At 70.0% G+C, this 19803-nt stretch carries 18 protein-coding genes; 11 read left to right on the top strand and 7 right to left on the bottom strand.

Going from position 1 to position 19803, the window contains the following annotated elements; translation table 11 throughout:
* Positions 1–226: 226 nt before the first annotated feature.
* The 4 genes from rsmH to NS4_RS23485 form a co-directional block, all read right to left on the bottom strand.
* A complete protein-coding gene (gene rsmH / locus NS4_RS23500; protein ID WP_063061691.1) occupies positions 227–1204 on the bottom strand; it encodes a 16S rRNA (cytosine(1402)-N(4))-methyltransferase RsmH in 978 nt (325 codons plus the stop codon).
* 276 nt (positions 1205–1480) lie between these two features.
* The gene (gene mraZ / locus NS4_RS23495) at positions 1481–1912 is read right to left on the bottom strand and encodes a division/cell wall cluster transcriptional repressor MraZ (RefSeq protein ID WP_063061666.1); all 432 of its coding nucleotides are present in this window, start codon (positions 1910–1912) and stop codon (positions 1481–1483) included.
* 481 nt (positions 1913–2393) lie between these two features.
* On the bottom strand, positions 2394–2825 hold the full coding sequence (locus NS4_RS23490; protein ID WP_063061665.1) for an SCO2097 family morphological protein: 432 nt from the start codon (positions 2823–2825) through the stop codon (positions 2394–2396).
* 194 nt (positions 2826–3019) lie between these two features.
* Positions 3020–3412, bottom strand: coding sequence for an SAV_6107 family HEPN domain-containing protein (locus NS4_RS23485; protein WP_063061664.1), 393 nt, complete (start codon positions 3410–3412; stop codon positions 3020–3022).
* Positions 3413–3648: 236 nt separating this feature from the next.
* Here NS4_RS23485 and NS4_RS23480 point away from each other — a divergent pair, with 236 nt between their 5' ends.
* The 6 genes from NS4_RS23480 to NS4_RS23455 all read left to right on the top strand — a co-directional run bounded on the left by NS4_RS23480 (position 3649) and on the right by NS4_RS23455 (position 9087).
* Positions 3649–4266: a GNAT family N-acetyltransferase gene (locus NS4_RS23480; RefSeq protein WP_063061690.1), complete on the top strand. Its 618-nt coding sequence runs from the start codon at positions 3649–3651 to the stop codon at positions 4264–4266.
* The gene (locus tag NS4_RS23475) at positions 4263–5828 is read left to right on the top strand and encodes a phytoene desaturase family protein (RefSeq protein ID WP_063061663.1); all 1566 of its coding nucleotides are present in this window, start codon (positions 4263–4265) and stop codon (positions 5826–5828) included. Before NS4_RS23480 ends, NS4_RS23475 begins: the two co-directional genes overlap by 4 nt.
* Positions 5813–6652 (top strand): carotenoid biosynthesis protein, encoded by an 840-nt coding sequence (locus tag NS4_RS23470; RefSeq protein ID WP_084487634.1) that lies wholly within the window; start codon positions 5813–5815, stop codon positions 6650–6652. The genes NS4_RS23475 and NS4_RS23470 overlap by 16 nt, the downstream gene beginning before the upstream one ends.
* 16 nt (positions 6653–6668) lie before the next feature.
* Entirely contained in the window at positions 6669–7448 is a 780-nt protein-coding gene (locus tag NS4_RS23465) for an LppM family (lipo)protein (RefSeq protein WP_063061662.1), read from the top strand.
* Positions 7445–8626, top strand: coding sequence for a glycosyltransferase family 2 protein (locus NS4_RS23460; protein WP_063061661.1), 1182 nt, complete (start codon positions 7445–7447; stop codon positions 8624–8626). The genes NS4_RS23465 and NS4_RS23460 overlap by 4 nt, the downstream gene beginning before the upstream one ends.
* A gap of 101 nt (positions 8627–8727) precedes the next feature.
* Complete coding sequence (locus NS4_RS23455) at positions 8728–9087, top strand: hypothetical protein (protein WP_063061660.1); 360 nt, start codon at positions 8728–8730, stop codon at positions 9085–9087.
* 27 nt (positions 9088–9114) lie between these two features.
* On the opposite strand, the gene NS4_RS23450 is transcribed toward NS4_RS23455, so the two are convergent.
* Entirely contained in the window at positions 9115–10116 is a 1002-nt protein-coding gene (locus NS4_RS23450; RefSeq protein ID WP_063061659.1) for a methylenetetrahydrofolate reductase, read from the bottom strand.
* Positions 10117–10263: 147 nt separating this feature from the next.
* Between NS4_RS23450 and NS4_RS23445 the strand changes: the two genes are divergently transcribed.
* From NS4_RS23445 to NS4_RS23430, 4 genes are all read left to right on the top strand, one after another.
* A complete protein-coding gene (locus NS4_RS23445; RefSeq protein WP_157106194.1) occupies positions 10264–11430 on the top strand; it encodes a polyprenyl synthetase family protein in 1167 nt (388 codons plus the stop codon).
* 61 nt (positions 11431–11491) lie between these two features.
* Positions 11492–13090 carry a phytoene desaturase family protein gene (crtI, locus tag NS4_RS23440; RefSeq protein WP_063061687.1) on the top strand — a complete coding sequence of 533 codons (1599 nt, stop codon included), beginning with the start codon at positions 11492–11494 and terminating at the stop codon, positions 13088–13090.
* A 59-nt stretch (positions 13091–13149) separates the two neighbouring features.
* The gene (locus NS4_RS23435; RefSeq protein ID WP_245665640.1) at positions 13150–14829 is read left to right on the top strand and encodes an alpha-(1->6)-mannopyranosyltransferase A; all 1680 of its coding nucleotides are present in this window, start codon (positions 13150–13152) and stop codon (positions 14827–14829) included.
* Entirely contained in the window at positions 14826–15821 is a 996-nt protein-coding gene (locus NS4_RS23430) for a phytoene/squalene synthase family protein (RefSeq protein WP_439955806.1), read from the top strand. The genes NS4_RS23435 and NS4_RS23430 overlap by 4 nt, the downstream gene beginning before the upstream one ends.
* A 16-nt stretch (positions 15822–15837) precedes the next feature.
* Here NS4_RS23430 and NS4_RS23425 read toward each other — a convergent pair whose 3' ends face one another.
* Positions 15838–16206 carry an Rv2175c family DNA-binding protein gene (locus tag NS4_RS23425; RefSeq protein WP_039823727.1) on the bottom strand — a complete coding sequence of 123 codons (369 nt, stop codon included), beginning with the start codon at positions 16204–16206 and terminating at the stop codon, positions 15838–15840.
* A 127-nt stretch (positions 16207–16333) separates the two neighbouring features.
* On the opposite strand from NS4_RS23425, the gene pknB reads away from it, so the two are divergent.
* The gene (pknB, locus tag NS4_RS23420; protein WP_063061658.1) at positions 16334–18265 is read left to right on the top strand and encodes a Stk1 family PASTA domain-containing Ser/Thr kinase; all 1932 of its coding nucleotides are present in this window, start codon (positions 16334–16336) and stop codon (positions 18263–18265) included.
* Between the two features lie 26 nt (positions 18266–18291).
* On the opposite strand, the gene NS4_RS23415 is transcribed toward pknB, so the two are convergent.
* The gene (locus NS4_RS23415) at positions 18292–19677 is read right to left on the bottom strand and encodes a class II 3-deoxy-7-phosphoheptulonate synthase (RefSeq protein ID WP_063061657.1); all 1386 of its coding nucleotides are present in this window, start codon (positions 19675–19677) and stop codon (positions 18292–18294) included.
* Positions 19678–19803: the final 126 nt, after the last annotated feature.

Raw genomic sequence — 19803 nt, 5'->3', positions numbered from 1 at the left:
TGACACCCCCGTATCGGTGTGATGGCCCGCGGTTTCGGCCCGCGTACGCCTGTGCTGTGGTCCGTAATGCCCAGCCGGTGCTCCCCTGACACCACGAATTTGCGGGCACCGCTGCGATATCGGCATATCGCATCCGCACCGTCGTACCGCAGTCGCGCCACGCGGACAAGCGAATTCGCTGCTCCGCGGGCCACCGCTGCGGCGTGGCCGGTGCCGGTGCCCGGCTTCATCCCGCTTCCTGCGCGATCTTCTCGGCCGCGCGCATCCGGACCGGCGCGGCGCGGGGGTTCTCCTCGATTTCGGCGGGACCGGCCTGTTCGGCGCCCCTGGTCAGGATGCGGAATTCCGGCCCCATGCCCGGGAGTTCGACCGGAAGACCCACCGGGGTACGCGATTTCGCGCGCTCGGCCAGTTCGTGTTTGACGACCCGGTCCTCGAGCGATTGGTAGGACATGACCACGATGCGACCGCCCGGGCGCAGCGCTGCCAGTGCGGCCGGGAGAGCCGCGCGCAGCGAATCCAGTTCACCGTTGACCTCCACGCGCAGCGCCTGGAAGGTGCGCTTGGCGGGGTGGCCGCCGGTCCGGCGGGCCGGTGCGGGGATGGTGTCGTAGAGCAGACTCACCAGTTCGGCACTGGTACGCAGCGGCTGCCGGGCGCGACGCCGCACGATCTCGGCGGCGATCCGGTTCGCGAACCTTTCCTCGCCGTAGACCTTCAGCACCCGGGCGATCTCGCCCTGGCTGTAGGTATTGAGCACATCGGCGGCGGTCGGACCGGTGGTCGCGTCCATGCGCATATCCAGCGGGGCGTCCACGGAGTAGGCGAAGCCCCGCTCCGCCTCGTCCAACTGCATGGACGAGACCCCGAGATCCATCAGGATCCCACTGACCGAACCGGTGGCCGGCAGACCGGCCTGCGCGAGCGCTGCGGCGATTCCGTCGTATCGGGTGTGCACCAGAGTGATCCGGTCGGCATAGGGCCGGAGCCGTTCGGTGGTGAGCGCGAGCGCGCGGGTATCGCGATCCAGACCTATGAGCCGGAGATCGGCGTGGGTGCGCAGGAAGTATTCGGCATGACCGCCGAGCCCCAGCGTGGCATCGAGATAGACGGCCGCCGGCCCGCCGAGTACCGGATCGAGCAATTCGGCGGCGCGGGTGAGCAGAACAGGGACGTGTCGCGTGCCGTGCTGCTCACGGTTCAAATCGACCTCCGGATTCGTGCCTCGCTCCGTGGCGACCCGATTCGGGTCGCATCCGCACCCGGGGTGGATACGAATCACCGGCGCCGAAGCGGGCGAACAATTGATTGCGCGAGATGCGGCCGCCGCCGTTCGATCCGGCGCGTCCACGGGTGAGCGACAGAAGGAAAATCGGTGACGTAACGAATGCCGCGGGGTCTCTGACCGAAGCGGCACCTGGCGTCGGGGAAGTACGTCAGGGTCCGCATCCGGGCAGAGGCCGCGTGGCACTCGCGCGGGCTAGAAGATTCCGCCCAGTGCCTCGTCTCTCGCTTGTGCGTAGTCCTCCTCGTGCTCGGCGAGGTAGGTCTCCCACGCCTGTTTGTCCCATATCTCCAGGAAGTCGACCGAGCCGATGACCGTACAGTCGCGGGTGAGGTTGGCGTACCGGCGATGTTCGGCCGACAACACGATCCGGCCCTGCGCATCCAGCCGCTGTTCGTCCGTGCCCGCCGCCAGCGCCCGGATGAAGGCCCGCGCCTGCGGGTTGCTCCGGGAGGCCGACGCGGCGCGCCGGGCGAGTGCACTGAACTCGTCCTTCGGATAGACGGCAAGGCTGTGGTCCTGTCCTTTGGTGACCATCAACCCTCCCGCCAGATCGTCTCGAAACTTCGCAGGCAACGTGAGTCGCCCTTTGTCGTCCAGACGAGGTGTGTAAGTACCGAGAAACAACCCGATACCTCCTACCGGACCACCTCGAATGGTGTTGACCGGCTACGCCGGTCGAGTGCCTCGCGGCCTCTCCTGTAGTGCGCGCTCCACATTACCCCACTTTCCCCCACTTTCAATCGAAACACGGGGTGATGTGCCTCCCCGGCCGTCAGATTTCGCAGGTCACCCCAGCTATCACCGACCGGGTGAACTTTTCGCGGGCTCTGCCTCCCTGCGCGCGTCTCCGACCACCGGCGCCGGCGAGCCCCGTCAACTTCCAGCAAACCCCCTGTTCACGCCTTTACGACCGGGGCGGTGGGGCGCGGTGGGGGAAGCCGGTGGGGAGGGGTGGGAAAAGGTGGTCCGAAGCACGATCGACCGGGGCGACGGTCACGCGCGCATCCCGTGAGCGAACGAATACAGCACACAGCGAACAGCGGTGCCGCACCCGTTCCAGGTGCGGCACCGCTGTCGGCCGTAGGCCGGCGTGAACGCCGGGCGGCTACTCCTCGAACCTTCGGCGGAAGCGATCCTCCATGCGCTCGGTGAACCCACCGGAACGGCGCGGACGCCCACGCCCGCCGGCCGCTCGTTCCGACGATCCGGAACCGGCGGAATTGCTCGGTGCACCGCCGCCGCGGCCGGGCGTGGCACCCTTGGCGCCGCCGAGCAGGAGCAGTACTCCGGCGCCGAACATCACGATGAACCCGATCAGACTGATGATCGGAAAGCCGCCGGGTCGCACCGGAAGAGCGATACCCGCGACGAGTAGGACAAGGCCCAGTACGAACAAGGCCGCGGCCTGGAGTCGACGGCGACTCGAGGTCGTACGAAGACGTCCACCGCGGACGGACGACGCGAACTTCGGGTCCTCAGCATAGAGCGCGCTCTCGATCTGTTCGAGCATGCGCTGCTCGTGCTCGGAGAGTGGCACGGTACCTCCCCCGGCACTAGGTCGTGGCTGTCGCCTCCGGGTAGGCGACAGATAACCCCTTGGCGGCTATCTGTCATCAATGATACGAGTTCGCCAAGAGCGGTACCACCATATGGGTGCAGCCGAACGAAGTTCGTCGCCGGATCGAATCCGGGACGAGCCGAATCCAGAGGTCCGGGGGTCGGCGGCGGTTTCTAGCGGGAGGCGTCGTCTCCCTCACCGGCGGCGCGCAGCCGAGCGGCCGGCGCGATGAGATCCTCGACGTCGTGAAGAAAGGCGGCCACACGCGAGGAGAACTCGTCGGCGGCCATATCGTCGATCGCCCGGGGCAACCCGGCCTCGAGTGCCGCCCGGGTCGCGGAATGGCCACTGAAATAGTCCGCCCACATCACGAATTCGGGCGCGGCGCGTTGCAACATCACCCACGCATTACGGGAGCGGGCCCGCGGCGCGGTATCGGCGCCGGTGAGCGCCAGCACCGCCCCCGCGCCCCGCAGGGCCGCCAGGTAGGCGACGCGGAAACGTTCCCGCGGATCCCGCTCCCCCGCCGCTTCCATCAGCAGCCCGTCGGCGCGCCGCAGCAGCATCCCCGCCCGACCCGGTTGTACCGGGTGCACGCTTCGATCCGACATAGCCGTCCCTCCGTATCTCGCCTGTCACCCCCCGCGGCGGTCCGCCGGTATGGCAGGCTGAGCGTGCACCGCGGGGACGAACAGGCTTTCGAACGTTTGGCTCGAGCTTGAATATAGAGACGACCACCGACATGTTCGTGCGCCCCGAACTCCCCGCCCTGCCGACCGCGAAAGAGCCCACCGATATCGCAATGACAGCCGTCAAGTCGAACAATCTCCCCGTCCCGGTCGTCGTCGACCTCTCGGTAACCGCCCTGCGCGCCCGGTTGCACGACGCACTGGCGGTCTACGTCGCAGCCATGGACTATCCGCACGGCACCGAGCACCATCGGGCGCCGATGTGGACCGAGCACACCCATCGGGCCGGCTGGCACGCGGTCGCGGCGGTGGTGCCCGAGGACAACGGCACATTCGACCTGCGCCGTTCCCCGATCGTCGCCATCGCCTACGGCTATCGCGGCGGCCCCCATCAGTGGTGGCAGCAGCAGGTGCACGCGGGAATGCGCCGCGCCGGGTGGCCCGAGCCGGCCACCGCGCAGTTGCTCGGTGACTATTTCGAACTCACCGAGCTCCACGTGCACCCGAGCGCGCAGGGCCGCGGTATCGGCGCGACCCTGCTCCAGCGGTTGCTGCGGGACCGCCCCGAGCAGGCCGTGCTGCTGTCCACTCCGGAGGTCGGCGAAGAGGACAACCGGGCCTGGCGCCTGTACCGGCGGATGGGTTTCCGCGATGTCCTGCGTGATTTCGTGTTCGCCGGCGATAACCGCCGCTTCGGGATCCTCGGCCGGTCACTACCGCTGCTGCCATGAGTGTCGTGATCATCGGGTCCGGCCACAACGCGCTGGTGGCGGCATGTTATCTGGCGCGGGCGGGACGCCGGGTCCATGTCCTGGAGAGCGATACCATCCTGGGCGGGGCCGTATCGACCGTGGAGCGTTTCCCCGGGCACCGGGTCGATCGGGGTTCCTCGGCGCATCTGATGGTCCGGCACACCGGAATCATCGAGGACCTCGAGCTGGAGCGCTTCGGGCTGCGTTACCTCGATTGCGACCCCTGGGCCTTCGCCCCGGCCTGCCCGGAGACAGGGGCGCCGCCGATCGTGTTCCACCGCGACCTGGCACGGACCTGCGCGTCGGTGGCCGCCGCCTGCGGCGACCGCGACGCCGCCGCCTACCGGCGCTTCGTCGACGTCTGGGAGCCGCGGGCCCGGCGGGTGATGCGCTCGTTCGGCGGCGCGCCCACCGGCGGCCGGCTGCTGCGCTCGTTCTGGGGACTGGACGCCCGCGAGGGAGGCAGCGCGCTGTCGCGGGAATTCCTGCAGTCCGGTGACGCGCTGCTGGACACCTGGTTCGACGACGAACGGCTGAAGGCGGCACTGGCGTGGTTCGGGGCGCAGTCGGGACCGCCCATGTCCGAACCGGGAACGGCGCCGATGGTGGCGTTCGCGGCGCTCATGCACACCCTGCCGCCCGGCCGGGCGGTGGGCGGCAGCGGTGCCCTCACCGAGGCGCTTCTCGCCCGGTTTCGCGGCGACGGCGGCGAGGTCACGGCCGGCGACGCGGTCACCGCGCTGACCCGCCGGGTCGACGGCTGGCGGGTCGGCACCGCGGCCGGGCGCGCCTACGACGCCGACACGGTCGTCGCGGGCACCCATATCCTCACCACGCTGGAACTGCTGCGCGCGGGCGGCTTCGATTCGGAACCGCTGCGCCGGTGGGAGCGGCAGATCCGGGTGGGCCCCGGAATCGGCATGGTGGTGCGCGCCGCCACCACTGATCTCCCGCGGTACCCGGGCGCGGCGCCCGCCGAGTCGGCGACCGGACTGCAATTGCTGGTCTCGGATCGGCGCCGGTTGGCGCTGGCGCACGGCAGCGCCCTGGGCGGCCGGCTACCACCCCGGCCCGTCGTACTCGCCATGAGTTTCAGCGCCCTGGACCCGAGTATCGCGCCCGCCGGACAGCATCAGCTCTCGTTGTGGTCGCAGTGGCACCCCTACCGCCTCGCCGAAGAGGGCGGATGGGCGCGGCACGCCGAGACCGAAGCGAACCGGATCATCGGTGAAGTGGATCGGTACGCGCCCGGGTTCGCGGGCTCGGTGCTGGACCGGTACGTCCAGACACCGGTGGATCTGGAACGCGAGATGGGGTTGCGCGGCGGCAATGTGATGCATGTGGAGATGAGCCTGGACCAGATGATGCTGTGGCGGCCCCTGCCGGAATTGTCCGGGCAGCGGGTGCCCGGCGCGCCCGGCCTGTACTTGACCGGCGCGTCGACCCACCCGGGGGGCGGCGTGTCCGGAGCCAGCGGACGTACCGCCGCGCGCCTGGTACTGCGCGACAGCCGCGGGATCCGCCGATGGATACGCCGCTAGCGAGTCCGGCGGCGGCCCTGCGGGACGTACTTCCCACGGGTCTGCTCGCCGTGCTGGTCGGCACCCAGATCGCCTACCCGCTGACCATCGGCGCGGCCCGTGACGCGGTGACGGTGGCCGTTGTGCTGCTGACAGCCGGTACCGCCCTGCTACACGCGGCGGTGACGCGCGGGCCCCGCTACGCGGCCGGGTTCCTGGTGATCGTGTCCGGTATCGGCCTGGTGGCCGAGGCGGTGGGCACAGCGACCGGGCTACCGTTCGGGGCCTACGACTACGCGGACGGACGGATCGGACCACAACTGTTCGATGTTCCGCTCGTGGTCCCGCTCGCATGGACCGGCGGACTGTATCCGATCTGGGTGGTCGCGGGCCTGCTGTGCCCGCGACCGGCGGCGCGGATCGGCGCGACCGCGGTGGGCGCGGTGGGCTGGGACCTGTTCCTGGATCCCCAGATGGTGGCCGACGGGCAGTGGAATTGGCAGAACATCGATGCGGGGCTGCCCGGCCTGGCGGCCATCCCGTACACCAACTATCTCGGCTGGCTGGCGGTGGCGGCGGTGATGGCCACGGCGCTCACCGTATGGGAGCGGACCGCTCGCGCAGCCGCGCGGCCCGGGGTCCCGATCCTGATGTTCCTGTGGACCTGGCTCGGCTCCGCACTGGCGCACGCGGTGTTCCTCGGACTTCCTTATTCGGCCGCCTACGGGAGCGTGGTCCTCGGTGTGCTGGGGGTTCCGCTGCTGGTCCGGCTGACGCGCGAGGCCACCGGATACGGGGCCGCACACGATCGCCGGGCCGTCGGGCCCGTCGCATGGCGTCGGTGAGTTCGGGCCTGGCACCATGTCATCCGTGCCTCCGAGTCCCGTTACCGCGAAACCCGGCTCCCCGGTCCCCGCTCCGCGCTCGCGCCGCCGCCTGCGGGCGCGGATAGCCGCCGCCCTCGTACTGGCCGCCCTGCTCACCCCGGCGCTGGCAGGCTGCCTGCGCGTCCAGGCCTCGATGGGCCTGTCGTCCAACGACCGGGTCTCGGGCCGGATCGTGGCCGCGGTCGTCCCGGAGAACAGTGAGGACAAGGGTCCGCAGCTCACCGCCCCCGAAACCTTGGCGGCCAAGGTGCGGATCGAACCGTACAACCAGGACGGGTACATCGGCAGCGAGGTGTACTTCGACGATCTCAACTTCGGCGAGGTGGAACAACTCGCGCAGCTCTCGGAGCAGGCGCAGGGCCTGTTCGACCTGAAGTTCCAGCGCAACGGCGACCTGGTCAGCCTCAACGGCCGGGTGGACCTGGAGACCTTGGCCCCGCACGGGTCCGATGTGCAGCTGAGTGTGGCGTTCCCGGCCCGGGTCGCCAAGACCAACGGCAACCGTGAGGGCGACTCGGTGGTCTCCTGGAAACTCCCGGCGGGAGAGGTCAGCAACGTCCGCGCCGAGGTCGGTTACGCCGATCCGAACACGCGGTCATTCGCGGGCTGGGCCGGGATCGTCGGCGGTATCACCCTCGCGGTCGCGGCCGTGATCATCGCCCTCGCATATATGGACCGCAATCCGCCCCGTCCGGGCGCACCGGCGGGTTTCTCGTTGCGACGCTGGTGGGACGAGGTCAAATCCAACGCGTGAACCCGTGGGGCCGGCGCGCGGTGACGGCCGGGACCGGTATCGCCGTCGTCGGCGCCGCGCTCACCGCCTGGAACCGGCGCACCGTACCGCGGCTGTCCCCCGCGCCTGTCCAGGTCACCGAGAACGTCACAGTCTGCGTGCCCGCCCGTGACGAAGCCGACCTGCTCCCCGGTCTGATCGCCGATCTGCGCGCCCAGACCGGGGTGGCGCGGTTGCGCGTCCTGGTCCTCGACGACGCCTCCGGCGACGGCACCGCCGAGCACGCGCTGCGGGCGATGGACGGCGACCCGCGCTGCGAGCTGCTGCGCGCCACGACCGGCCCGCCGCCGGGCTGGACCGGAAAGGCCGCCGCCTGCGCCGCCCTCGACGACCACGCCCGGCGGATCGGTGGCGAAAGCGGGGTGCTCGTTTTCCTCGACGCCGATGTCCGGCTCGCACCCACCGCGATCGCCGCGGCGGTGACATGTCTGCGGGAGCGCGGCGTCGCGTTGCTGGCGCCTTGGCCGCGACAGCGCGCCGAGACCGTGGCCGAACGCCTGGTGCAACCCCTGCTGTGCTGGTCGTGGGCGTCGACTCTGCCGGTCGCCTGGGCCGATCGCGGTACCCGTGGTTCGACCGTCGTGTCCTGTGGTCAGTTCCTGGTCTTCGACGCGGCGCGCTACCGCGCGATCGGCGGTCACGCGGCGGTCGCCGGCAGTGTCACCGAGGATCTCGACATCGCCCGGGCCCTGCGCGCCGCCGGCGACCGGACCGCGGTAGTGGCCGCCGGTGAACTGGCGCGTACCCGCATGTACCGGAATGCGCACGAACTGGTGACCGGCTACGAACGCTGGCTCTGGTCGGCCTACGGCGGTTCGGTCGTCGGCGGGGTGGCGGTGGGCGCCGCCGCGGCGTGGGCGTACTGGCTACCCCCGCTGGCGGCCGTACTGGGCCGCGGCCGGCTGCGGCGGATCGGCCTGCTCGGGTACACCGCCGCGGTCACCGGTCGGCTGCTGGCCCGCGCCCTGGAATCGGGCCGGGGGCCCGACCGCGGCGATCTCGTCGACGCCCTCGCTCACCCCGCCTCGGTCGCCGCCTACCTGCTGCTGTGGCAACACTCACAGCGCGCTCGCCACAACAACGCGCTGACCTGGCGGGGGCGCCCTCTGGCACCCGGCCAAGAGCTGGATTCTCGGTGATTCTTGGTCTTGTGCCCAGCGGGCGCCCGGTCCGATGATGAATCCGCCCGGCACGACCGGCGGGCAGGGCCGCACGGCCCGGGTTTCGAGGAGGCGCCACCATGACCATCGTCGGCCACACCAGCGTCGATACCACGTGGACGCAATGGCTCGAGCGATGCTCGGTCCGCCTGCGCAGCCCGCACAGCACCAGCGAACCGGTCGCCCGCCATCAGCTCAGTGAATCGCCGGAGTTGCTGCCGGGCCTGCCCGGCACCTGGTGGGTCATCGACGGCCGGGTGTTCATCGCGGCCAAGCCCGGCGATCGCCTGGACCACGCCGGTGAACGGATCGCGGGTATCGAGATCCTCGACCCGGTCGACGGTGCTCCCGGGCTCATCCTGCGCCACGACGACCGCGCGCTCGAAGTGATCCGCCGGCAGGACCGGATCGCCGTCCACGTCTACGCCTCGGCCGACTGAGCTCGAGCTCCGGCCGTCCGGCACCGGTCAGGCGCTGATCGGCGCGGCGGTTACTCCGTAACCCAGATTCGCCAGCACCTCACTGGTGGCCTTGGCGAAGTTCAGGGTGATGAAGTGCAGGCACGGCGCGCCCTCGGCGATCAGCCGCTCCCCCATCTCGGTGGCGATCTCGATACCCGCGGCCCGGACCGCGGCGCGATCTTCCTCCGGCCCCGAACCGGCGGCCCGGCGCAACCGCTCGATCACCCGTTCCGGCAACGGCCGGCCGCACAGCTGCTCGGCGCGCTCGACAGTGCGCAACGAGGTGATCGGCATCAGCTCCGGAATGATCGGTTTGGCACCCTCCGCCGGATCCAGGGCGGCGACCCGGTCGCGCAGCCGTAGATAGTCGTCGACGTCGAAGAACATCTGGGTGATCGAATACTCGGCGCCCGCACGCAGTTTCGCGGCCAGGTGGGCGGTGTCGTGGTCGAGATCGAGCGAACGGTGATGCCCCTGTGGGAACGACGCGACCCCCACATGGAAATCACCCAGGTCGCGCACGATGCGCACCAGTTCCTCGGCGTACTCCACCCCCTCGGGGTGTTTATGCCATTCGCCCAGCGGGTCGCCCGGTGGATCACCGCGCAGCACCAGAATATTGCTGATCCCGGAATCGGCGTAGGCCCCGACGATCGATCGCAATTCGGCGACGCTGTGCCCGACCGCCGTCAGATGGCCGACCGGTAACAGGGTGGTCTGCAGAGCGAGCTCCCCGGTGACGCGCACCGTCCGATCCCGAGTGCTCCCACCGGCGCCGTAGGTCATCGAGACGAACGCCGGATGCATCCGCTCGAACGTGCGCACCGCACGCCACAACCGCTGCTCGCCCGCCTCGTCGCGGGGCGGGGAGAATTCCACGGAGAACGGCACCGCGCCGTCGGCGTGCCGGCGCAGGCTCTGCACGACCGATGGCGTCGCGGAGACGTCCGGTGACGTGGGGGCCGGCCGGCCAGGGGTCGGGAGTCCCCGCGCGTTGTCGAAAGTCACCGGCTCAGTCTAGAGCCGCCCGCTACCGTCCCCGGATTGTCTCCCACCGCGCCACCCGATCCGCATCGTGGACGCGCGCGTATTCTGCGAGCAGGTCCTGCCGCCGCGGCGGGCGCACGTGGGTGGCTCTCGCGGTCACCGGCTCCGGTGGCCGCTTGCCCACACCAATCGACGATCTGGGAGGTCACCCTGTCAGCCGGAACCGGTATCCCGACCCGGTCGGACCCCACCACGGCCGTTCCCGGGACGGCGGCGTTCGCCACGGCCGTGGAGCAAGCGCTGACCGAATTCTTCACCACCCGCCGCGACCCGGTCGCCGAGCTGGGCCCGGTATTCGCCGACAGTGTCGAGGCCCTCGAATCGTTCACCCTGCGCGGCGGCAAGCGCACCCGGCCGGGTTTCGCCTGGATGGGCTGGCTGGGCGCCGGCGGCGATCCCGCGAGCGCCGAGGCGGCAGCCGTGCTCCGGGCCTGTTCGGCCCTGGAACTCGTCCAGGCCTGCGCGCTCATCCACGACGACATCATCGACTGCTCCCGCACCCGGCGGCGCTTCCCGACCGTGCACGTGGACTTCGAACAGCGGCATCGGCGGGCGGGCTGGGCCGGGGATTCCGCCCACTACGGCGAATCGGTGGCCGTTCTGCTCGGCGATCTGGCGCTGGCCTGGGCCGACGATATGGTGCACGACGCCGGCCTGGATACGGCGGCGCTGGCGCGCTTCGCTCCGGTGTGGGCGCGGATGCGCACCGAGGTCCTGGGCGGCCAGTTGCTCGACGTCCACGGCGAGGCCAGCGGTGACGAATCGGTGGCCGCGGCCCTGCGGATCAACCGGTACAAGACCGCGGCCTACACCGTGGAACGCCCGCTGCATCTCGGTGGGGCGCTCGCCGGCGCCGACCCCGGGCTCATCGCGGCCTATCGCACATATGGGACCGATATCGGGATCGCTTTCCAACTCCGCGACGACCTGCTGGGCGTTTTCGGTGATCCCGCCGTGACCGGTAAACCATCCGGTGACGATCTACGCGAAGGTAAACGCACTGTCCTCGTCGCCGAGGCGCTGCAGCGCGCCGCGGAGACCGACCCGGCCGCCGGCGATACCCTGCGCGCCGCGATCGGTACCGACCTGTCGGACGCGCAGGTCGGCGAATTGCGCGCACTACTCATCGAACTCGGTGCGGTCGACGCGGTCGAGGCCAGGATCAGCGCCCTGACCGAACAGGGTTTGGGCGCGATCGACGCCAGTTCCGCCACCCCGGAAGCCAAGACCCGGCTCCGCGAGATGGCCCTGGCGGCCACCCGGCGCGCGGCGTGACCGGCGGCGCGAGAGGAAACACCGCTACGGCGGTGCGCCGGTACGAGCAAAGGGGTCGGTGGTGAAGTCGGTACCGGGTCCGGTGGAGCAGGTGGTCGTGGTCGGTGCGGGGCTGTCCGGATTGTCGGCCGCGCTGTATCTGACCGGGGCCGGATGTGCGGTGACCCTGGTGGAACGTGCCGACCATGTCGGCGGCCGGGTAGGGCGATACCGGTTCGCCGACTACGAGATCGATTCCGGGGCCACCGTGCTCACCCTCCCCGGACTCGTCGACGACGCACTGGCCGCGGTGGGTACCGACGCCTCGCGTGCGGTGCCGCCGCTGCGGATCCGTCCGCTGAGCCCGGCCTACCACGCCCGTTTCGCGGACGGGTCCGACCTGCGGGTCTTCTCCGAACCGGAGCGGATGAGCGCCGAGGTGACGCGCGTGTGCGGACCGGAGGAAGCCGTGCGGTATCGGCGGTTACGGGAGTGGCTGGGTCGTGTTTTCCGGGCCGAGTACGACGAATTCCTGGCGACGAACTTCGATTCTCCATTGGATATGGTGCGCTACCCGCAGAAGCGGGCGGCTCTGTTCCGGCTGGTCCGGCTCGGTGGCTTCGGCCGGTTGGGCACTCGGGTCGCCCGCACGTTGCGCGATCCGCGCCTCACCCGGCTGTTCACCTTTCAGGCGCTGTACGCGGGAATGGCGCCCGGACAGGCACTCGGTGTGTACGGCGCGATCCCCTATATGGACACCGCCCTCGGCGTCTACTTCCCCGACGGCGGCATGCGCGCGGTCGCCGAAACGCTGGCCGGCGCGTTCACCGCGGCCGGCGGCCGGCTCGAACTCGGGACCGAGGTCACCGGACTCGACTACCGCCGCGGCCGCGGCCCGGCTCGGGCCCGACGGGTCCTGCTGGCCGACGGCCGGGTCCTGTCCTGCGACGCAGTGGTCCTCACCGCCGATCTCGGGTCGCTGGATCGTTTCGGTGCCCGGCCCCGCCGCGGACTACAGGCCTCCCCGTCCGCGGTCGTCGCGCACGGCACCGTGCCCACCGATATCGCCGAAAGCTGGCCCGTACAGGCTCATCACACCATCGACTTCGGCGCCGCCTGGGCCCGGACCTTCGCCGAGATCACACCGCGCCGCGGCGGCCGGCTCATGAGCGATCCGTCACTGCTGCTCACCCGGCCCGCCCTGAGCGATCCCGGGCTGTACATCACCCGGGGTTCGACCCGGTACGAACCGTTCTCGCTGCTCGCCCCCTGCCCCAACCTCGATTCCGCGCCGCTGGACTGGCCTCGGCTGGGCCCGTCCTACCTGCGCGAACTGCTCGCGGTGCTGGAGCGGCGCGGATATCACGGGATCACCGAACACTTCACTGTCGATCGGCTCGACACGCCCGCGACCTGGCGTGATCAGGGCATGCTCGCCGGAACCCCGTTCTCGGCCGCGCATCTGTTCCGCCAGACCGGCCCCTTCCGCACCCCGAACCTCGCGCCCGGCAAGGAGAACGTGGTCCTGGCCGGGTGCGGTACGACGCCCGGTGTCGGTGTGCCCACCGCACTGCTGTCGGGAAAACTCGCGGCACAGCGCGTTGTGGGCGAGAATCGCGGGGGCCGGACGCGCGGCCCTGCCACCGTCCGGCCGCCTTCGGTGACCGAAGCCGTAAACTGAGCGCCGACCTATTCGCCCGCGGTTGCGACCGCCGACCATCCAGGGGGGAACGACACCAGATGCCAGCCCCCCATATGCACACCACCACCAGCACAGTTCAGGTCGCCGACACCGGCGCGGCACACGCCGGGCCGCTGCCCGCCCACACGACCACGGGCACCGGGCCGGCACCCGGATTCCGGGGATGGCTGCGTATCTGCGGTGACTTCCTGCGCAGCCCGGAGGGCCACGCGGCACTGCTCGGTTTCGCCGGCGCCCTGATGATCACCTTCGGCGGATTCGGCGCCGGCGGCGTCCGCAAACGTGATCCCCTGCTCGAGGCAGTCCATCTGTCCTGGTTGCGGTTCGGTCACGGCTACGCGCTGTCGATGATCTGCGTCTGGGCCGGCGTGCTGATGATGGTGGCGGCCTGGGTCCGGCTGGGCCGGATCACGCTGGGGTTCGGGGGCCATTCCGGTGAGGTGCGGCTCAACGAACTGCGCGCGATCGTCGGTATCTGGATCGCGCCACTGATGTTCGCGGTACCCATGTTCAGCCGCGACGCCTACTCCTATCTGGCCCAGGGCGCGTTGCTGCGCGACGGTTTCGACCCGTACCAGGTCGGCCCGGTCGCCAATCCGGGAATCCTGCTCGACAATGTGAGCACCGTCTGGACCACCACCACCGCGCCCTACGGTCCGGCGTTCCTGCTGCTGGGCCGCGCGATCACCGCGGTCACCGGAGACAGCGTGGTCGGCGGCACGATCGCCCTGCGGTTCGTGATGCTGCCCGGTCTGGTGCTGATGATGTGGGCCGTGCCCTACCTGACCAAGCACCTGGGCGGCCGGCCGCCCGTCGCACTGTGGCTGGCGGTGCTCAACCCGCTGGTGCTCATCCACCTCATCGGCGGCGTGCACAACGAGATGCTCATGGTCGGCCTGATGTGTGCCGGGATCGCGCTGGTGCTGGAACGCCATCATGTGGCCGGCATCGTGGTGGTGGCGATCGGGGTCGCGATCAAGGCGACCGCGGGCGTGGCTCTGCCGTTCCTGGTGTGGATCTGGATGCTGCACGAACGCGAACGCCGCGCCGAGGACGGCCAGCGCGCCGCCCTGGCCACCAGCAGCCGGGAGTTCCTGGCCCATCACTGGAAGATGTTCGCCAAGATCGCGGGGCTCGGTCTCGCGGTGTTCGCGGCGGTGTTCGTGGCGGCGTCGGCGATCGCCGGCGTCGGGATCGGCTGGCTCACCGCGCTGTCGGGGTCGCGCAAGATCATCAACTGGTTGTCGCTGCCCACCGTCATGGCGCACGCCGTCACCTGGGTCACCCCGTTCGGTCTGGACTCGACCCTCGAGGTGACCCGCATGCTGTGCATGCTGGCGCTGGTGGTCCTGCTGGTGTGGACCTGGTGGCGGTTCAAGCTCAGCGAACGCGACGCCGTTCTGGGCATCCTCATCGCCTTCGTCGCCATCGTGATCCTCTCACCGGCGGCGCTGCCCTGGTACTACTCGTGGCCACTGGCGCTGGCCGCCGGTTTCGCGCTGTCCACCACCACACTCATGACCCTGGTCGGTATCTGCACCTGGCTCATGCTGGTGTTCCAGCCCGACGGCTCGATCGGCCTGTACAACTTCTGGCATGTCGCGGCCGCGACCTTCGCCTCCGTGGTCGCCGCACTCTCCCTGCGCACCGTCGACCCACTGCGGTTGCGCGGCACGCCCAGGGCAGTTTCCGCGCCCGCTGTTCCCGGCGGTCTGTGAACGGCCGCAGTGGTGCGCGGCCCGGCGCGCTGTCGCCGGCCGCCGATCCGTGGACCGATGCCGCCGCACTCCGGGACGCCTACCGGTACTGCCGCCGGGTGGCCGCGGCGCACGGCCGGTCCTACTATCTGGCGACCCGGCTGCTCTCGGCCGACCGTCGCCCGGCGGTCCACGCGCTGTACGGTTTCGCGCGCACGGTCGACGATATCGTCGATGATCCGCACACCGGCGACGGTCCAGGGCAGGCCGTGGCCGCACTCGACGCGGTCGAGCATCTTCTCCGCGGCGCCTGGTCCCGGCCTGTGGGCAGCCGGGTGACCCCGCGCACCGATCCGGCGCTACCGGCGGCATTCGATCGGGTGGTCCCGGCGCTCACCGATACCGTCGGACGGTTCGGGATCGAGCCGCGCCACTTCTGGACCTTCCTGGACTCCATGCGTATGGATCTCCCCGGTTCGCCGCTCTTCCGCAACCGCTACCCCACCATGGCGGCACTGAACGAGTACATGCGCGGCTCGGCCGCCGCCATCGGTCTGCAACTGCTGCCCGTCCTGGGCACCGTCTGCCCGGCGGCCGAGGCCGAGCCCGCGGCCGCCACGCTGGGCAATGCCTTTCAGCTGACCAATTTCCTGCGCGATATCGGCGAGGACCTCGACCGCGACCGGGTCTATCTCCCGGCGGCCGAGCTGGCCGCCTTCGGGGTGGACGAGGCATTACTGATCGACTGCCGGCGCACGGGTCGTACCGATCGCCGCCTGCGCCGGGCGCTGGCGCATCTGATCGCGGTCAACCGCGATATGTACCGCTGCGCCCGGCCCGGGATCGAGTTGCTGAGCCCCCGGGTGCGTCCCGGTATCCGTACCGCCGCGGCTCTCTACGCGGCCATCCTCGACCGCATCGAGGACAGCGGGTACGCGGTTTTCGCGCAGCGCGCCGTCGTACCGCAGCACCGGAGGCTGCGGATCGCCGCGCACGCGACCCTCGGTACCTGAGGGCCGCGTGCGCGGTTCAGAACGGTTCGGCGGCGGCGCGACGCAGCACCTCACGCGCCAGTGGCCCGTGTAACGCCTCCACCGGTTTGCCCGGCAACGTATCGTCCTCGGTGAAGATCCACTCCAGGATCTCCTCGTCGGTGTATTTCGCGTCGCGCATCACCGTGATGAGACCGGGCAGGAATCTCAGGACCGCGCCCGTATCGTCGAAGAAGATTTCGGGGACACCGACCACGCCGTCACGCCGGACGGCCAGCAATTGATTGTCGCGCAGCATCTGATGCACCCTTGTCACCACGACGCCCAGTTTCTTCGCGACTTCGGGCAGCGCGAGCAGGGGTACCGAGGCGGGCAGGACATCGGTACTGCAGGGAAAGGCACTCACGGGAGACAACGGTAGACGCTGCCCGCCTCCCTGCCGTGAGACACCCGCGACGGCGCGGCCGATACCATCGACAGCAGCCGCGCGGGGCGGCCACCGTGTCGGACACGGTACGAAGGTGGAGAGGTTCGTGACAGCCGGAGGAGAATTGATCGGCGCCGTATTGGACCGGCGCTACCGGATCGACGCGCCGATCGCCCGCGGTGGGATGTCGATGGTGTTCCGCGGGGTCGACACCCGGCTGGGCCGACAGGTCGCCATCAAGGTGATGGATCCCAAGTTCGCCGGCGACCCCCAGTTCCTGAGCCGCTTCGAATTCGAGGCCCGTGCCGTCGCCGGGCTCAAGCACCCCTCCCTGGTCGAGGTGTACGACCAGGGCATGGACGGCGAGTACCCGTTCCTGGTCATGGAGCTGGTCCAGGGCGGCACGCTGCGCGAACTGCTGCGCGAGCGCGGCCCGATGCCGCCGCACGCCGTCCGCGCCGTCGCCGAACCGGTACTCGCCGCGATCGCCGTCGCGCACGCCGCCGGACTGGTGCATCGCGACGTGAAACCGGAGAACGTGCTCATCTCCGATTCCGGCGATGTCAAGATCGCCGATTTCGGCCTGGTGCGCGCGGTGGCCGCGGCCAACACCACCTCGGCCAGCGTCATCCTGGGCACCGCGGCATATCTCTCGCCGGAACAGGTCACGTCCGGCAGCGCCGACGCCCGCAGCGATGTGTACGCGTTCGGCATCCTGATCTTCGAACTGCTCACCGGCCGGGTGCCCTTCACCGGCGACAACTCGCTGTCGGTCGCCTACCAGCGGGTGGAGAACGACGTACCCGGCCCCGGCGAGTTCATCGCCGGGGTCCCGCCCGAATTCGACCGGCTGGTGGCCCGGGCGACGGCCCGCGAGCCCGGGCACCGGTTCGCCGACGCCGGTGAGATGGTCGCCGAACTACGAGCCATCGCCGCGCGCCTGGAGCTGCCCGCCTACCGGGTCCCCGCCCCCCAGGAATCGGCCGAACACACCAGTGCCCGCCATCCGGTCACCCCGCCGCCGCCCGAACCCGCCGCGGTCGCCGGGCCCCAGGCCACCCGGATGGTGACCACGGTCCGGCCCCGGACCGAACCACCCCCGCCCGCCTATATCCCACCCCAGCAACCCACCCAGTACAGCGCCTATCAGGAGAGCCGGGCCAACCATCGGCGCAACGGCATGATCTGGGCCGCCGTGGTGGTCGTGCTGACTCTGCTGGTCGGCATCGGCGGCTGGTGGCTCGGTATGGGCCGCTACGCCACCGTCCCGTCCGTCGCCGGTATGACTGTCCAGAGCGCCACCAGCGAGCTGCAGGACGCCGGCTTCGAGACCGGCACCCGGGACAAGGCCTCCGATACCGTTCCGGTCGGCGGCGTCGTGGGCACCGATCCCGGTCCGGGTGCCCGCGAGACCAAGGGCTCCACGGTCGATATCCTGATCTCCAGCGGTAAACCGCAGGTGCCCGCGGTGTCTCCCGGCGCCGACTGGGACGAAGTCCAGCAGCTGATCCGCGATCAGGGCCTGCAACCGGTCGACGGCGGCGAAGTCGCCAGCACCGCCCCCGAGGGAACACTGGCCCGTATCGATCCCGGGCCCGGCACCGTCCTGCCCGCCGGCGCCCATGTGCAGATTTGGAAGAGCAACGGATCCAAACCCGTCCAACTACCCGACCTGCGCGCCGACACCCCCGACCAGGCCCGACAGAAACTCACCGACCTCGGACTCACGGTCGGCGGCGAACGCCCGGTCTACGACAAGCTCGTCGAAGCCGGCCGGGTCATCGGCACCGACCCCGCGGTCGGCACCACCGTCGACGCCGGCTCCTCGGTCACCCTGCTGATCTGCGAAGCCGTCACAATGCCCTCGGTCATGGGGAAAAAGGTTTCCGAAGCCCGCCGCACACTGGAATCCCTCGGACTTACGGTCCAGGTCCGGCAGCTGGCCCCGCTGGATTCCTCGGCCGTGGTCTCCCAGAACCCCCCGGCCAACGCCAACGTGGAGCCAGGGGCGACCGTCACCATCGTGGCCTTCCCCTGACACGGCTCGCGCGGGCCGAGAGCTACTTACCGCAGCATCTCCGCGACCAGGAAGGACAGTTCCAGGGACTGCTGGGTGTTCAACCGGGGATCGCAGGCCGTCTCGTATCGACCGGACAGGTCGAGGTCGGAAATGTCCTGCGCCCCGCCCAGGCATTCCGTCACATCCTCACCGGTGAGTTCGATGTGCAGGCCGCCCGGGTGCGTGCCGAGTGCGTGGTGGACCTCGAAGAAACCCTGGACCTCGTCGACGATGCGGTCGAAGTGCCGGGTCTTGAACCCGGTCGAGGATTCGTGGGTGTTGCCGTGCATCGGGTCGCACTGCCAGATCACCTGGTGGCCGGTCGACTGCACCTTCTGCACGATCGCCGGGAGGATCTCGCGGACCTTCGTATTGCCCATCCGGGAGACCAGGGTCAATCGGCCGGGCTCATTGTTCGGGTCGAGCCGTTCCACGTATTCCACCGCCTGCTCCGGGGTGGTGCCGGGTCCGATTTTCACGCCGATCGGGTTGGACAGCAGCTCGGCGAAGGCGATATGCGCACCGTCCAATTGGCGGGTGCGCTCCCCGATCCACAGGAAATGCGCGGACAGGTCGTAGAGGGCCGGGTCACCGGCCGAGTTCTGCGCGAGCCGCAGCATGGCGCGTTCGTAGTCCAGAACCAGGGCTTCGTGGGAGGCATAGATCCGCGCCGACTGCAGACTGGGATCGGTGACCCGGCAGGCGGTCATGAAACGTAGTCCGCGATCGATCTCGCCGGCCAGCGCCTCGTAGCGCGCACCGGCCGGGGACTGTGCGACGAAATCCCGGTTCCAATCGTGCACCTTGTGCAGATCGGCCATGCCGGCGTTGGTCAACGCCCGGACCAGGTTCATCGCGGCACTGGCGTTGGCATAGGCGCGCACGAGCCGGGAAGGATCGTGCTCCCGGACGGCCGCATCGGCGACCAGGGAGTTGACCATATCGCCGCGGTAGGACTTCAAGCCCAGAGCGTCGGTATCGGAGGATCGGGGTTTGGCGTACTGCCCCGCGATCCGTGCGACCTTGACCACCGGCAGGCTGGCCCCGTAGGTGAGTACCACCGCCATCTGCAGCAGGGTACGGATATTGCCGCGGATATGCGGTTCGGTGTTGTCGGCGAACGTTTCCGCGCAGTCGCCGCCCTGCATGAGAAATGCCTCACCGCGCGCGACCTCGGCGAGCCCTTCCCGCAGCTCGTCGACCTCCGCGGGGATGCAGATCGGCGGCACGCTCTCCAGCACCGTGCGCATGTTCGCCGCCTGCTCCGGGTCCCAGGACGGCTGCTGCAACGCGGGGCGCGAGAGCGCGTCGTCGAGCTGTTTTCGCAGGTCACTGGGCAACGGCGGAAGCTCGGGCAAACGGTCGATGGGAACGTCGACGGTCCAGTTCACCCTTTCAGGATACGTTGCCGGGTTTATCGCCCCGCCTCCGGCAGGGCTGGTCGCGGCCCTGGTCACCGACCGGCGGGAGGTAGGCACGTCCCGAGCGGGCCCGGGCTGCGCGGGACATGCCCTTCG

This window comes from Nocardia sienata NBRC 100364, from assembly GCF_001613205.1.
Taxonomy (GTDB): Bacteria; Actinomycetota; Actinomycetes; order Mycobacteriales; family Mycobacteriaceae; genus Nocardia; species Nocardia sienata.
Note: the sequence above shows the minus strand (reverse complement) of the source record. Positions and strands in the feature narration are given on the sequence as shown.